This is a genomic window from Clostridium peptidivorans (assembly GCF_900205925.1).
GTDB lineage: Bacteria > Bacillota > Clostridia > Clostridiales > Clostridiaceae > Clostridium_AK > Clostridium_AK peptidivorans.
In genome coordinates, this window is sequence record NZ_OAOD01000001.1 from 165,147 (window position 1) to 179,032 (window position 13,886).

15 protein-coding genes are annotated in these 13,886 nt (G+C 29.6%); 1 reads left to right on the forward strand and 14 read right to left on the reverse strand.

From position 1 onward, the window contains the following. Window positions 1-71 precede the first annotated feature (71 nt). The 3 genes from recG to CRN98_RS00935 form a co-directional block, all read right to left on the reverse strand. Window positions 72-2,123: an ATP-dependent DNA helicase RecG gene (gene recG, locus CRN98_RS00925; RefSeq protein ID WP_097025537.1), complete on the reverse strand. Its 2,052-nt coding sequence runs from the start codon at window positions 2,121-2,123 to the stop codon at window positions 72-74. Between the two features lie 72 nt (window positions 2,124-2,195). Further along, complete coding sequence (locus CRN98_RS00930) at window positions 2,196-3,836, reverse strand: DAK2 domain-containing protein (RefSeq protein ID WP_097025538.1); 1,641 nt, start codon at window positions 3,834-3,836, stop codon at window positions 2,196-2,198. Window positions 3,837-3,850: 14 nt separating this feature from the next. Further along, the gene (locus CRN98_RS00935) at window positions 3,851-4,204 is read right to left on the reverse strand and encodes an Asp23/Gls24 family envelope stress response protein (RefSeq protein ID WP_097025539.1); all 354 of its coding nucleotides are present in this window, start codon (window positions 4,202-4,204) and stop codon (window positions 3,851-3,853) included. Between the two features lie 202 nt (window positions 4,205-4,406). Here CRN98_RS00935 and rpmB point away from each other — a divergent pair, with 202 nt between their 5' ends. Further along, the gene (gene rpmB / locus CRN98_RS00940) at window positions 4,407-4,598 is read left to right on the forward strand and encodes a 50S ribosomal protein L28 (RefSeq protein ID WP_035307559.1); all 192 of its coding nucleotides are present in this window, start codon (window positions 4,407-4,409) and stop codon (window positions 4,596-4,598) included. Between the two features lie 34 nt (window positions 4,599-4,632). Here rpmB and spoVM read toward each other — a convergent pair whose 3' ends face one another. The 11 genes from spoVM to fmt form a co-directional block, all read right to left on the reverse strand. Continuing rightward, on the reverse strand, window positions 4,633-4,725 hold the full coding sequence (gene spoVM, locus CRN98_RS18165; RefSeq protein ID WP_423237075.1) for a stage V sporulation protein SpoVM: 93 nt from the start codon (window positions 4,723-4,725) through the stop codon (window positions 4,633-4,635). After that, window positions 4,715-4,960, reverse strand: coding sequence for a hypothetical protein (locus CRN98_RS00945; RefSeq protein ID WP_143331265.1), 246 nt, complete (start codon window positions 4,958-4,960; stop codon window positions 4,715-4,717). The genes spoVM and CRN98_RS00945 overlap by 11 nt, the downstream gene beginning before the upstream one ends. Before the next feature lie 25 nt (window positions 4,961-4,985). After that, window positions 4,986-5,624, reverse strand: a complete 639-nt coding sequence (locus tag CRN98_RS00950) for a thiamine diphosphokinase (protein ID WP_097025540.1) — start codon at window positions 5,622-5,624, stop codon at window positions 4,986-4,988. Continuing rightward, entirely contained in the window at window positions 5,621-6,274 is a 654-nt protein-coding gene (rpe, locus tag CRN98_RS00955) for a ribulose-phosphate 3-epimerase (RefSeq protein WP_097025541.1), read from the reverse strand. Before rpe ends, CRN98_RS00950 begins: the two co-directional genes overlap by 4 nt. Beyond that, window positions 6,271-7,152, reverse strand: coding sequence for a ribosome small subunit-dependent GTPase A (rsgA, locus tag CRN98_RS00960; protein WP_097025542.1), 882 nt, complete (start codon window positions 7,150-7,152; stop codon window positions 6,271-6,273). The genes rpe and rsgA overlap by 4 nt, the downstream gene beginning before the upstream one ends. A gap of 34 nt (window positions 7,153-7,186) precedes the next feature. Continuing rightward, complete coding sequence (gene pknB, locus CRN98_RS00965) at window positions 7,187-9,076, reverse strand: Stk1 family PASTA domain-containing Ser/Thr kinase (protein ID WP_242960764.1); 1,890 nt, start codon at window positions 9,074-9,076, stop codon at window positions 7,187-7,189. Next, window positions 9,033-9,779 (reverse strand): Stp1/IreP family PP2C-type Ser/Thr phosphatase, encoded by a 747-nt coding sequence (locus CRN98_RS00970; RefSeq protein WP_097025544.1) that lies wholly within the window; start codon window positions 9,777-9,779, stop codon window positions 9,033-9,035. Before CRN98_RS00970 ends, pknB begins: the two co-directional genes overlap by 44 nt. Window positions 9,780-9,805: 26 nt before the next feature. Further along, on the reverse strand, window positions 9,806-10,834 hold the full coding sequence (rlmN, locus tag CRN98_RS00975) for a dual-specificity RNA methyltransferase RlmN (protein ID WP_097025545.1): 1,029 nt from the start codon (window positions 10,832-10,834) through the stop codon (window positions 9,806-9,808). An 8-nt stretch (window positions 10,835-10,842) separates the two neighbouring features. Next, window positions 10,843-12,168 carry a 16S rRNA (cytosine(967)-C(5))-methyltransferase RsmB gene (gene rsmB, locus CRN98_RS00980; protein ID WP_097025546.1) on the reverse strand — a complete coding sequence of 442 codons (1,326 nt, stop codon included), beginning with the start codon at window positions 12,166-12,168 and terminating at the stop codon, window positions 10,843-10,845. 85 nt (window positions 12,169-12,253) lie between these two features. Beyond that, window positions 12,254-12,940, reverse strand: a complete 687-nt coding sequence (locus CRN98_RS00985) for a zinc metallopeptidase (RefSeq protein WP_097025547.1) — start codon at window positions 12,938-12,940, stop codon at window positions 12,254-12,256. Window positions 12,941-12,955: 15 nt separating this feature from the next. Beyond that, entirely contained in the window at window positions 12,956-13,885 is a 930-nt protein-coding gene (fmt, locus tag CRN98_RS00990; RefSeq protein ID WP_097025548.1) for a methionyl-tRNA formyltransferase, read from the reverse strand. Between the last annotated feature and the right edge of the window lies 1 nt (window position 13,886).

The window sequence follows — 13,886 nt, forward strand, 5'->3', positions numbered from 1 at the left end:
TTTAGTTCTTTATTTCAAAGAATAAGCCACTTTATTTAATAAAATCTTTAATAATATTATAAACACATCATCTAATTAAAGCATATATATTTTGAGCTATTTTCTAACTTATTATAAATATAATTTATCAATAGCTTATAATTTTCATCCTCATTTTTAATTATATATTTCGCCTCTTTATTAGCTTCTTTTAATAAATTCATATCCTCAGCTAAGTTTGAAAGAATAAATCCTTCATCTCCATGCTGTCTTAATCCAAACATTTCTCCAGTTCCCCTTATTTTTAAATCTTGTTCTGCTATATAAAAACCATCATTACTATTTACCATAGTCTCCATTCTCTTTTTAGTAACTTCATTTTTTATTTCCGATAAGAGTATACAATAAGACTTATATCGCCCTCTTCCAACTCTTCCTCGCAGCTGATGAAGCTGAGCAAGACCAAATCTTTCTGCATTTTCTACTACCATAAGTGATGCATTTGGAACATTAATTCCAACTTCTATAACTGTTGTGGAAATTAAAACTTTTATTTCATTACTTTTGAACCTTTCCATGATAGCATCTTTATCTTTAGATGACATTTTACCATGTAAAATAGCAATTTCTATATTTTGAAAATAACTTTCCTTTAATTCATTATAAAGATTTTCTACAGAACTTAATTTTAAATCTTCATTTTCTTCTACCAAAGGACAAACTATATATACTTGTCTTCCTTCCTCTATTTCACTTTGTGCAAAATTATACGCCCTATCTTTTTTCTTAATATCTATGCAGTATGTATGAATTTTTTGTCTTCCAGGCGGAAGCTCATCTATTATTGATATATCTAAATCTCCATACAAATATAGTGCCATTGTTCTTGGTATTGGTGTTGCTGTCATAACTAGTACATCTATATTTGCTCCCTTATTAAAAAACTTACTTCTTTGCATAACTCCAAATCGATGTTGTTCATCGGTAATAATGAGCCCTAAGTTAGCAAACTCTACATCATCTTCTATTAATGTGTGAGTACCTACAATTATATCAATATTTCCTACTTTTAAATTTTCCTTTATTTTTTCTTTTTGCTTTTTAGGAGTACTTCCTGTCAAAAGCTCTACTCTAACATTAAAGAAAGATAATATTTTTAATACTTCTTTATAATGCTGTTTTGCTAAAATTTCTGTAGGTACCATAAATGCACCCTGATATCCATTTTTAACTATGTTAAACAATGCCATAATTGCAACTATGGTTTTTCCACTTCCTACATCACCCTGTACTAGTCTATTCATACATCTATTCCGCTTTTGATCTGATAATATTTCCGTTATAACTCTTTTCTGTGCATTTGTAAGTTCATATGGTAATGAATACATTAGCTCATTTACTTCATCATAAATTTTAAATGAAGTTCCATTATTATTCTTATTTCTATAATTTCTTAACAATAATGTTTTTAATGAATATGTAAATAACTCTTGAAACTTTAACCTTCTTTTTGCTTCTTGAAGTTCATTTATATCATTAGGCTTATGAATTACTGATATGGCTTTATTTAAAGAACAAAATTTATATCTGTTAACTATTTCTTCTGGCAAGTTTTCCTTTATAGAAACTTTCTTTAATACTTCATCTATTGAATTAACTAATAGTTTATTTTTTACTCCTTCTTTTAACGAGTAAATAGTCATTATACTTTTTTTAAAACTAGTATCTTTACTCAAAATATTTTCTTTTACAACTGAAGGATTTATAAGTGTATTCTCACCCTTATAAATTTGAATTTTACCCTTTAATAAATATATATTTCCAATAACAAAATGATTTTTCATGTAAGGCTGATTAAACCATTGGCATTTAAATATATTTTCTCCTTCACTAAACAAAAGGGTAGTAAGTACTTTCCCGCCCTTAGTACGTATATCTTTTTTTATTTCCAATAAAGTGGCATTAACTATTATTTCTTCTTTATTATTTGCATCATTTAAATTTCCATATAGACTTACCTCTTTATAATCCCTAGGAAAATATAATAAAAGGTCTATAACAGTAAATATACCACACTTATTTAAATTTTCCCGAGCTTTAGGTCCTACTCCTTTTATGCAGCTTATATCACTGTACACATTCATATTATCACTCCATATATTAAGTTAAGACAATCTATAATTTTCTACAGAGTAAAAAAAGCCTTAAGGCTTTTTTTATTCAACAGAAAATATAAAATAATATAAAGGCTGGTTTCCTTCATAATATTGTATATCTATATCACTATATTTATCTTCTAACTCATTTATAAAAGTTTCTACCTGTGCCTTATCACAATCTTCTCCATAAAAAATTGTTATAAGTTCACTGTCTTCATTAACCATTTTTTCTATTAGATTTTTGCAAACCTCAAACTTATCATTACCTATTTCTTCTATTTTTCCTTCTCTTAATCCTATTATGTTACCTTCTTTTATAACCTTATCATCAATTTCTGTATCTCTTACTGCATAAGTAATGGAACCTGAAGCCACATTTTCTATAGAAGCATTCATAGCTTCTATATTATTTTCCACTGTGGTATCTGCATTAAAGGAAGTAACTGCAGTAATTCCTTGAGGAATTGTCTTTGTAGGAATTACATATACATTCTTTTCTGTAAGTTCTGCTGCCTGAGTTGCTGCCATAATTATATTTTTGTTATTTGGAAGGATAAATATATTGTCTGCCTTTATTTCATTAATAGCATTTAATATATCTTCAGTACTTGGGTTCATTGTTTGGCCACCTTCTATTACCACATCAATACCTAAGTCTTCAAATATGTTTTTTATTCCTTCTCCTAAAGAAACAGATACAAAACCATACTCTTTATTTTGTAAATTTTCTTCTACTTCTATTTCTTTATTTTCTTCTTTATAATCATCTTCTAAAATATGTCTGTGTTGTTCTCTCATATTATCTATTTTTATTTTAGAAAGTTCTCCGAGGCTTATAGCTTTAGATAATACAACTCCTGGATCATTTGTGTGTATATGAACCTTAACTAATCCTTCTCCACCTACTACTATCATGGAATCTCCCAGTGGTTCTAACTCTCCTTTGAATTTGTCTATATTTACTTTTTCAGAAAGAATAAAGAACTCAGTACAATATCCATACTTTATGTCTTCAGTAGATAAGGATTTTGGAGCTGAAGCATTATTTTCTTTTGCTGTTTCATTTATTATTTCCACAGACTTTATGTCATTTTTAAGAACTTCAAGCATTCCTTTAAATATTACTAAAAGTCCTGCTCCACCGGCATCTACTACCTTAGCTTGTTTTAAAACTGGAAGCATTTCAGGAGTTTTTGCCAAAGTAGCTTCACTATGAGAACAAACTTCTTCCATAAGTTTTGTAATATCTGTTTCAGTGCTCTTTACAGCAGCTTCTCCTGCCGCACGTATAACTGTAAGGATTGTTCCCTCCGTTGGCCTCATTACAGCCTTATATGCAGATTTGGAACCTTCCATTATACTTTCAGCAAATTCCTTTGCTGTTACCTCTGTTTTACCTTCCAGGCCTTTTGATATTCCTCTGAGTATTTGAGAAAATATAACTCCAGAGTTTCCTCTAGCCCCCATTAACGCTCCCTTAGCAAGTACCTTAGCAATTTTACCTATCGCTTCTCCATTTAGGCTTTGTATTTCGTTAACTGCTGACTTAAACGTCATTGACATATTTGTTCCAGTATCTCCATCTGGTACTGGAAAAACGTTTAATGAATTAACATATTCCTTTTTTTCCTCTAGTTTATTGCTAGCATTTACTACCATATTATAAAAATGCTGTCCATCTATACTTAAGTGCTGCATATTATGTTACCTCCTTAAACTCTGACACCCTGCACATTCACTGTTATACTAGATACTTTAAGACCTGTATAATTTTCTACATTATATTTTATCTTTTGAATTATATTATTTGCAATTACAGAAATTTTAGTTCCATATCCCACTATTATATATAATTCCACAATCAGTTTATTTTCTTTCATACTAATTTTTACGCCTTTACTAAGATTTTCTCCCTTTTTTAAAAGCTCCCATAATCCGTCCTTAGCATTTTTAGAAGCCATTCCAACTACTCCATAACATTCCATTGTGGAAACTCCCACAATGTTCCCCAAAATTTCTTCAGAGTAATTAATATATCCATATTCATTAGAAATATTTCCAATCATAATAATCCTCCTTATAAATAACTGCTTTATAAAATATTTTATATTATATAGTGGATTTATTCAAGGAAATATAATATATTGTAATAATTTTAGTATTATAATTTATATTATACTTGCAAAAATTACATTACTTATGATAAAATGATATAGGCTTAAATTGAGAAGATTTTACTTTTCTCAATTTATAAAGGAGGTGTTTTTAATGTCAAGAAAATGTGAAGTATGCGGAAAAGGAGTTGTAGCTGGAGTTCAGTACAGCCACTCTCATCGTCAATCCAAAAGAACTTGGGCTCCAAACATAAAAAAAGTTAAAGCTATAGTTAAAGGAACACCTAAGACTATACATGTTTGTACAAGATGCCTACGTTCTGGTAAAGTGCAGCGTGCTATATAATATAAAAAATGCAATTGTTCACCAATTGCATTTTTTATTTTTTTCTAAGTATCCATTTAATTATATTAGATATAATCTTTGGGAGTTTGATTGTAACTATCCTCATATAATCCCCCTTAGTCATCATGATTTTCAATTAGATACCAACCTACATATATAAATCCCGCCCCTGCTATAAGTATCCATGCCCATATAGGTACTAAAAAGGTAAGTACTATACCAATTCCTACAGATCCTATTATGAGTCCAGCTTTCTTTTTTACTTTATGCCAGCCTTTAGACATAGTATTTCCTTTATCATAATTGCTTATAATATAGTATATGAATAAAGTATCATTAATGGTACAAAAAACTTTGCTCATTTTATAAATAAGCAAAGTTTTAAATTCAATCTCTACTTTCAACTATTAAAAGTAGTCCACTTTTAAAATTTATCTCTACAGATTTACCTAATAAAAACTCATTAGAAACAGCTAAAGAGTCTCCTAATTGAAGTTCATAATTATTTAAAGGATATTTACCTCCTTCAATAGTTAACCCATTCACCGTTTCCCCATAGCTTAAAAGAGAAAAATATTTATATCCCCTATAGTTTAATGTTATATTTTTATCTGTTAATAAAATTATATTATTATCATCTCTTATATAACACTTTACCTTTTGCTTAAGACATTTAATAAGCAGGCCAATATTCCCTAGTACATGATCTATTCTACTTCCTGTAGCGCCAAGTATCACTAACTCATCTACTTTTCTTTTTAATACCTCACCTATTGCAATTGTTGTATCTGTATCATCTTTTTCTGCAGGGAACTTTATTATGGGAATGTTTTTATCCTTAAAGCTTTGTAATATGGATTTATCTATAGAATCAAAATCTCCAATTATCTCATTAGGCTCTATTCCGTACTTATATGCAACTTCTGCTCCTCTATCTGCACATATTATATACTCCGCATCTTTTACTTCTTCTCTTACTATATCACTAGAAGGCATTTGTCCTCCTGTAATTATTACTGCCTTCATTTTAAAGCCTCTCTAAGATTTTTTATATTTTCTTCTATATTATTATTTTTAAATACTGCGGATCCTGCAACAATTACATTTGCTCCACTTTTAACTACTTCACGTATATTAGTTTTATCTACTCCTCCATCAACCTCAATTAAAAGGTTAGGGTTGAGCTTATCCTTTAACTCTTTTATTTCCATTATCTTATTTGAAGAATATTTAATATATTTTTGTCCTCCAAAACCAGGGTTAACACTCATTATTAAAACCATATCAAGTTCTGGTATTAAATTCTTTATATTTGATACAGGTGTTCCTGGGTTTAATGCTACTGCTGCTTTAATTCCAAAGCTTTTTATGTAATTTATAGTTCTATCTATATGCTTATCAGCTTCATAATGAACCGTTATTATGTCCGCTCCAGCCTTTACAAAGTCCTCTATATATCTATCTGGCTTTTCAATCATCAAATGAACATCAAAGGGCAATTTAGTTACATTTCTTATACTTTTAATTATTGGCATTCCAAAGGTAATATTTGGCACAAACATACCATCCATTACATCTATATGTACAATATCCGCTCCATGAGTTTCTATGTTTTTTACCTCTTCCCCTAACTTTGAAAAATCAGCTGATAATATAGATGGTGCTATTTTTATCATCTTCCGTCTCCTCCTTTGTAAGATTTCTTTTGTGAAACTTCTTCAATAATTTTTACGTAAAAATCATATCTTTTAGAATTTATATTGTGTTTATCAACCTCTTTTTTTATAGCACAACCAGGTTCCTTATAATGAAGGCAACTGTTAAATTTACATTGTCCTAAATAATCATGAAATTCTGGGAAACAATCCTGCACATCCTCTTTACTAATAAAACTTGTATCTAATGAAGAAAACCCAGGAGTATCTACTATAAAACCCTTACCTATTTGTAAAAGTTCACTATGTCTTGTAGTATGCTTACCTCTTTTTAATTTTTCACTTATATTACCTGTTTCCATTAGTTTTTTTCCCGCCAATGTATTTATTATAGTTGATTTACCTACACCAGAAGGTCCACATAACACAGTAACATTTCCATCTAAATAGCCCCTTAACTCTTCTATACCTTCTCCCTCTTTAGCCTTTAAAAACATAATCTTATATCCCGCGCTTTTAACCATATTAACAACTTCATTTTCATGTATAGAATCTGTTAAGTCTGTTTTATTAAAGCATACTATTATATCAAGTTTGTTAAATTCACATAGCATCAAAAATCTATTTAGTAAATCCTCATTAATATCAGGATTCTTTATTGCAAACACAACTATTGCTTGAGTAACATTTGCAACGGAAGGTCTTATTAGCATATTTTTTCTTTCATATATATCCTCAATAACACCTTTCCCATTTTTCTCTTTTATTTCTACTTCATCCCCTACCATGGGGGAAAGTTCATTGTGCCTAAACTTTCCCCTAGCTTTACATTCAATAATTTTATCTTCACTTTTTACATAATAAAATCCGCCTATGCCTTTTATTATAATTCCCTGCATAAATCCTCCTTTAAAAGTATCTATATTCAATTGTTTATTGAATTATATTTCCCTTTGGTTTATTTTCTTCCATATTTTTATTTCCCTGGCCTGTGCCTTGATTACTTCCACCTGGATTCCCTTGTGATTGATCCTTACTTTCATCAGTTTTACCATCTCCATTTGGATTTTTGTTATTTTCATCTGGATTTGGCACAAGTTTTGGGTCAAATACGTAATATGTTACATTTAGCGTTGTTCCCTCTTTTACCTGAACTCCAGGCTCTATGCTTTGCTCGAAAATCTTTCCTTGTAAAGTTTCATCTCCAGTTGCTTGAGTATTTGAATTGCCTAATTTCAAATTAGAATTAGCAAGTAATATCTTTGCTTGTTCTATTGTTTTTCCACTTAAACTTGGAACAGTTGAATATTTAATTTCAACTCCTTTGCTTACTACTACATCTACTTTTGTATTTTCATCTACTTTTTCATCACGAGACGGACTTTGACTTATAATACAATTCTTAGGAATAGTATCATCATATGCATATTGAACATTACCTAATTGCAGCTTATATCTACTTAAAATATCCTTAGCTAATTGTAAATCTATTTCTTTCAAATCAGGAACCATTGACTTATCCTTGCCCGCACTTAATGTAACTCTTACCTCTGAATTTGGCTTAACAGAAGTTCCTTCTGTTGGATAACTCTTTAAAACAGTCCCCTCAGGTTTATCATTTTTTTCTGTTCCGATTATTGTAAATACTAGATTCTTGCTTTCTATAATACTTTTAGCTTGGTCTTTGCTTAATCCTTCTATTTTAGGCACTATAACATCCTGAGCTTTGTTTTTTCCCGGAGAGATAGAGTTATTAAATATCATATACCCTGAAGCAAATCCCGTAATTAAAACAAGTATTATTGCAGTAAAGGCTATTATCATTCCTCTTTTTTTCTTATTTATTTTATTTTTTCCTTCATTATTTTTATCTTCTTCATCCACAGCATCATTTGAGAATTTATTATGATTTAATGAATCTACTTTTATAGCTTTCATTACTCTAGTTCTGTCTTCATCCATATCAAAAAAAGCTACGTTGATTTTTTCTTTATTTTTCACTTTCCTTAAATCCTGTAACATTTCCTTAATACTTTGATATCTTTTAATAGGTTCTTTTTCTATGGATTTTAAAATAAGATTATTAATATTTTGAGATATATTAGGAACTATATTTTTAGGTGGAACTGCCTGTTCCTGTATATGCTTTAAAGCTACCGAAACAGGACTATCCGCATCATAAGGAACTTTGCCTGTTATCATTTCATAAATTACTATTCCAAGTGAATATATATCAGTTCTTGCATCTACATAGCTACCTTTTGCTTGTTCAGGTGAAAAATAATGTGCTGATCCCATAACTTTACTAGTATTTGTGATAGTCACAGAGTTAGTAGCCTTAGCTATTCCAAAATCAGTAACTTTCACTAAGCCTTCTTCTGTTACCAATATATTATGAGGTTTAATATCTCTATGTATTATATTATTTCTGTGAGCACATTCAAGAGCTTTAGCTATTTGTATAGCTATATTTATTGCTTCTTCTTCATTTAATTTACCTTTTTCTCTTATAAATTCTTTTAGCGTCTTACCCTTTATATATTCCATTACTATATAATGTATATTATTTTGAGAGCCTACATCATAAACATTTACAATATTATTGTCTGAAAGACTTGCTGCTGCAGTAGCTTCTCTTTTGAACTTATCTACAAATTGAGAATCCTTTAATAACTCATCTTTTAATATTTTAACTGCTACAAATCTATTAAGTAAATGACATTTGGCTTTATAAACTTCAGCCATACCGCCTTCGCCTATTTTTTCTAGCAGCTCATATCTATTCCCTAGTAAAGTTCCTACCATCTTTACACTCTCCTCCAAAAACTATGACTGAAATGTTATCTCTACCGCCTCTTTGTTTACTACATTCTATGAGCACTCTACATGAATCTTCTTTAGTATGATTAAGTACTATTTCACAAATCTCTTCAGGAACAAGATCATTTGTCAATCCATCTGTACATAATATTATATTTTTAATCTCTTTAAGATTTAAACAAAAAGTATCAATTTCTATTTGCTTATTAGTTCCAAGTGCCCTTGTGATAATATTTTTGTTTGGATGCTTTTTAGCTTGCTCTTCAGTTATAGTTCCATTATCAACTAGTTGCTGTACTAATGAATGATCTTTTGTGATTTTTTTTATCTTATCATCCTTATCTATAATATAGCAACTACTATCACCTACATTTGCAACAATAGCTTTATCTTCGCTTATTAAACATGCAGTTATGGTAGTACCCATTCCAGAAAGATTTTTTCTACATTTTGATAAATTAAATATTTCCTCATTAGATTTTTGAACCGCTATAGTAATTTCTCTTTTTAAATCTGTTATATTACTTAACTGTTTAATATAATCAATAGTTAAATCAACTGCTACTTTACTGGCCACTTCTCCCGCATTGTGCCCTCCCATGCCATCAGCAATGACGTATATAGCCCTATCTTTTCCTTTATAACAACCGACGGAATCTTCATTGATTTCCCTTATGTTTCCTACGTCTGACAGTATACCCACCATACAACTCCACCTCTTCAATTTAAACTTTAAATTTTATTGGTATAGCTTCTTCTTAATTGTCCACAAGCTGCATTTATATCAGATCCCATTTCTCTTCTTACTGTAGCTTCTATACCATTTTTAATTAATATATTACTAAATCTTTTTATATTTTCATTTGTAGACCTTTCAAAACCACTTTCCTTTACCTCATTTACAGGTATTAAATTTACATGACACAACATTCCCTTAAGCTTTCGGCTTAATTCCTCTGCATGATTGTCACTATCATTTACACCACTAACCAAAGCATATTCAAATGTGATTCTTCTATTTGTCTTTTGTATATAATATTTGCAGGCTTTTAAAAGCTCTTCTATATTGTATTTATACGCTACAGGCATCATATTTTTCCTTATATCATCACTTGGAGCATGAAGTGATATAGCTAAAGTTATTTGTAATTCTTCATTTGCTAAGTCTATTATTTTAGGAACAATTCCACAGGTTGATAGCGTTATATGTCTTTGCCCTATATTTAACCCATAAGAAGAATTTACTATATGTATAAACTTTAAAACATTATCATAATTTTCTAAAGGCTCTCCACTTCCCATCATTACTATATTGGATATTCTTTCACCTGTGGTCTCTTCAGCTTTTAGTATTTGGCCTAATATTTCCCCTGATGTTAAATCCCTAATTACACCCCCTAATGTAGATGCACAAAATTTACATCCCATTTTGCATCCCACTTGAGTGGAAACGCATATAGAATTACCATGATTATATTTCATAACTACGGTTTCAATGACGTTATTGTCTGCATATTCAAATAAAAATTTATAAGTATCCTCATTTTTTGATTTTAACATTTTTACTACTTTAGGTAAACTAAAATAAAAATTATTTTTTAATTTAGTTATAGTGTCCTTAGGAATATTATTCATATTATCAAAATCAAATGTCTTTTTATATACCCAATCAAAAACTTGTTTTGCTCTAAAATCCTTTTCTCCATTTTCTTTCATCCATATCTTAAGGTCTTCTAAAGAAAAATCTAGTATATTTATCATAAAAACACCTATCCTTGTTTTCTTAGTTTAGCTATGAAAAATCCATCCATATTATCATCAGGTAAAATAGTTACAGTTCCCATTTCACTATAAATCATATTATCAATATTACCATAAAATAAAGTTTCTAATTTAAATTCTTTAAAATTTTCTAAAAACCAATTTATATTTTTTTCATTTTCTTCTTTATTTAAAGTACATGTTGAATAAAGAATTATTCCTCCTGGTTTTACATACTGAGCAGCATTTTTCATTATATTTCTCTGTATAGGAATTAAGCTTTTTAAATCTTTATATGTTTTATTCCACTTTATTTCTGGTTTTTTTCTTATTATTCCAAGCCCAGAACAAGGAACATCTATAAGAACTCTATCTGCTTTATTTGCTAAATCCTTATTAAATATAGAAGCATCCATTGTATCCAGCTTTATATTTGTTATTCCAAGTCTTTCAGTATTTTGTTTTATTAAAGTCAATTTATTTGTATGTATATCAAAAGCATGAATTATACCTGTATTATTCATTATTTCAGCTATATGAGTGGTTTTTCCTCCTGGTGCACTGCAAAGATCAAGCACTACCATATTATCCTGAAGTTCCATACTTGGAGCTACAAGCATTGCACTTTCATCCTGTACTGTAATACACCCTTCTCTAAAAAATGGATTTCTTTCTATACTTCTTCCCTTTATTATTTGTATAGCTTCTGGACAAACTTTTCCCTCTTGTATGTTGTATTCATTACTCTCAAGATTTTCCCAAACCTCATCGTAATTAGTTTTTAAATTATTAACTCTAACGGTATTTGATGGAACTGAATTTAATCCCATTAGTATATGTTCTGTACTTTCTTTACCATATTGCTTTACAAATAATTCTACCATCCATTCTGGAAATGAATATTCAAAGCTTAATCTTTTTATATCACTTTTGAAGTCAATCTTTAAATCTTTATTACGTATGAAATTTCTTAAAACACCATTTACTAATTTAGAAAATTTAAAAGACTTTTTCTTCGCAAGCTCTACACATTCATTTACAGCTGCAAAATCCGGTATTCTATCCAAATATTTTATTTGATAAACTCCTATTCTTAGTATATTAAGTATTTGTTTATCTAGCTTATTTGTACCACTTTTTAAGAAACTATCTAATATTTTATCTATGGTATATTTATATTTTATAGTACCATATACTATTTCTGTTACTAGAGCTTTATCTCTTTCTTCTAGTCCAGAAGAATTTAATTTATGATTTAATATAATATTTGAGTATGCATCTTTGTAAAAAACTTCATTTAACGTATCTAAAGCTATTTCTCTAACATCATTCATATTTATACCTCAATTCATTAAAATTACTCTTTATAAAGTGAAATAGTTTTCCAGAACTTATTCTTTCCGGAAAACTTATCTTTCACTAGTCATCTCTTCTGCTATTACTTAAAACTATAAGTCTTAAAAGTTGTGCTATAGACATAAGGGTAGCCGCCACATATGTCATTGCTGCTGCACTTAAAACCTTTTTTGCTCCTGCGACCTCATCTTTATAAAGAATTCCTGTATTTTCAATCATTTTTAACGCTCTATTAGATGCATTAAATTCTACAGGAAGAGTTATAAGTTGAAATACTACCACTGCTGAAAACAACAATATTCCTATATTCAAAAGCCCTGGAAGTCCTAAAACAAAACCTAATAAAAGTATAACCCATGAAGCATTTGAGCTAAAATTTACGATAGGTACTATGGAATTTCTAATTATTAAAGGAGAATATCTTTCTTGATGCTGAAATGCATGACCGGTTTCATGAGCTGCTACTCCAATAGACGCCACAGAAGTCCCATAAAAAACTTCTTCTGAAAGCCTCATAACCCTATGCACTGGATCATAATGATCTGTTAATTTCCCTCCTATAACCTGTACCGGAACATCAAATAATCCTTGGCTATCCAGTAACTTTCTTGCTACCTGTGATCCTGTGTAGCCATTTACGCTTCTTACAGCAGAATATCTTTGAAATGTTGAACTTATTTTCATCTGGGCCCATGCTGATATTATAATAGCAGGAATTAAAATTATCATACTTCTATCAAAATAAAACATATGTTATATCCTCCTTTATTTTAAACGAACACCTTTTTCTATAGTATTTCCTTTAATATATTCCTGTACAAATAATGGCTTTCCTGAAGGAAATTGTACTTTCTTTATTAACAAAACTTTGCTTCCTGTAGATACTTTTATACCGCTTTTATCTACATCAATAATGGTTCCATATTCTTTATTACTATCCTCATTTGTTAACTCTGCTTCAAGTATTTTCATTCGTTCTTCTTTGTAATAAGTATAAGCTATAGGCCAAGGATTTAAACCTCTTATTAAATTATTGATATCTGTACTCTCTTTTTTCCAGTTTATTTCCCCTAATTCCTTATTAAGCATTGGAGCATAACAGGACTCTTCTTCGATTTGTTTCTCTCTTGATATTTCTCCATTAACTATTCCTCTTATAGTTTTTACTAAAAGTTCAGCTCCATCCATCATTAACAAATCATGTAACTGTCCTGCAGTCATATTATCTTTTATTTGAACTTTATTTTTTAAAAGCATATCTCCTGTGTCGAGACCTATATCCATAAACATTGTTGTATTTCCACTTTCACTTTCTCCATTTACAATTGCCCAATTAATAGGAGCTGCACCTCTATACTTAGGTAAAAGAGAAGCATGTAAGTTTATACAACCATATTTAGGGATTTCTAAAATTTCTTTTGATAAAATTTGACCATAAGCCACTACTATTATAAAATCTGGCGAAATCTCCTTTAAAGCTTTAATACATTCTTCATCTTTTTTTAAATTTTCAGGTTGATATACTTTTATATTGTTTTCTAAGGCTACTTCCTTAACTTCAGACATAGCAAGCTTTTTTCCTCTTCCTTTAGGCCTATCTGGTTGAGTGAAAACTGAAGTTACATTAAATTCGTCTATAAGTCTTTTTAAAGCTGGCACAGCAAATTCTGGAGTACCCATAAATACTATATTCATA

Coding starts and splice junctions, on each gene's coding strand:
- CRN98_RS00970 (WP_097025544.1), bottom strand. CDS start 9,779: ATGGTGGGTATACTGTCAGACGTAGGAAACATAAGGGAAATCAATGAA.
- spoVM (WP_423237075.1), bottom strand. CDS start 4,725: ATGATGACTAAGGGGGATTATATGAGGATAGTTACAATCAAACTCCCA.
- CRN98_RS00985 (WP_097025547.1), bottom strand. CDS start 12,940: ATGTTTTATTTTGATAGAAGTATGATAATTTTAATTCCTGCTATTATA.
- CRN98_RS00930 (WP_097025538.1), bottom strand. CDS start 3,836: ATGCAGCACTTAAGTATAGATGGACAGCATTTTTATAATATGGTAGTA.
- rsmB (WP_097025546.1), bottom strand. CDS start 12,168: ATGAATGATGTTAGAGAAATAGCTTTAGATACGTTAAATGAAGTTTTT.
- rpe (WP_097025541.1), bottom strand. CDS start 6,274: ATGATAAAAATAGCACCATCTATATTATCAGCTGATTTTTCAAAGTTA.
- rlmN (WP_097025545.1), bottom strand. CDS start 10,834: ATGATAAATATACTAGATTTTTCTTTAGAAGACCTTAAGATATGGATG.
- rpmB (WP_035307559.1), top strand. CDS start 4,407: ATGTCAAGAAAATGTGAAGTATGCGGAAAAGGAGTTGTAGCTGGAGTT.
- fmt (WP_097025548.1), bottom strand. CDS start 13,885: ATGAATATAGTATTTATGGGTACTCCAGAATTTGCTGTGCCAGCTTTA.
- recG (WP_097025537.1), bottom strand. CDS start 2,123: ATGAATGTGTACAGTGATATAAGCTGCATAAAAGGAGTAGGACCTAAA.
- rsgA (WP_097025542.1), bottom strand. CDS start 7,152: ATGCAGGGAATTATAATAAAAGGCATAGGCGGATTTTATTATGTAAAA.
- CRN98_RS00935 (WP_097025539.1), bottom strand. CDS start 4,204: ATGATTGGAAATATTTCTAATGAATATGGATATATTAATTACTCTGAA.
- CRN98_RS00950 (WP_097025540.1), bottom strand. CDS start 5,624: ATGAAGGCAGTAATAATTACAGGAGGACAAATGCCTTCTAGTGATATA.
- CRN98_RS00945 (WP_143331265.1), bottom strand. CDS start 4,960: ATGAGCAAAGTTTTTTGTACCATTAATGATACTTTATTCATATACTAT.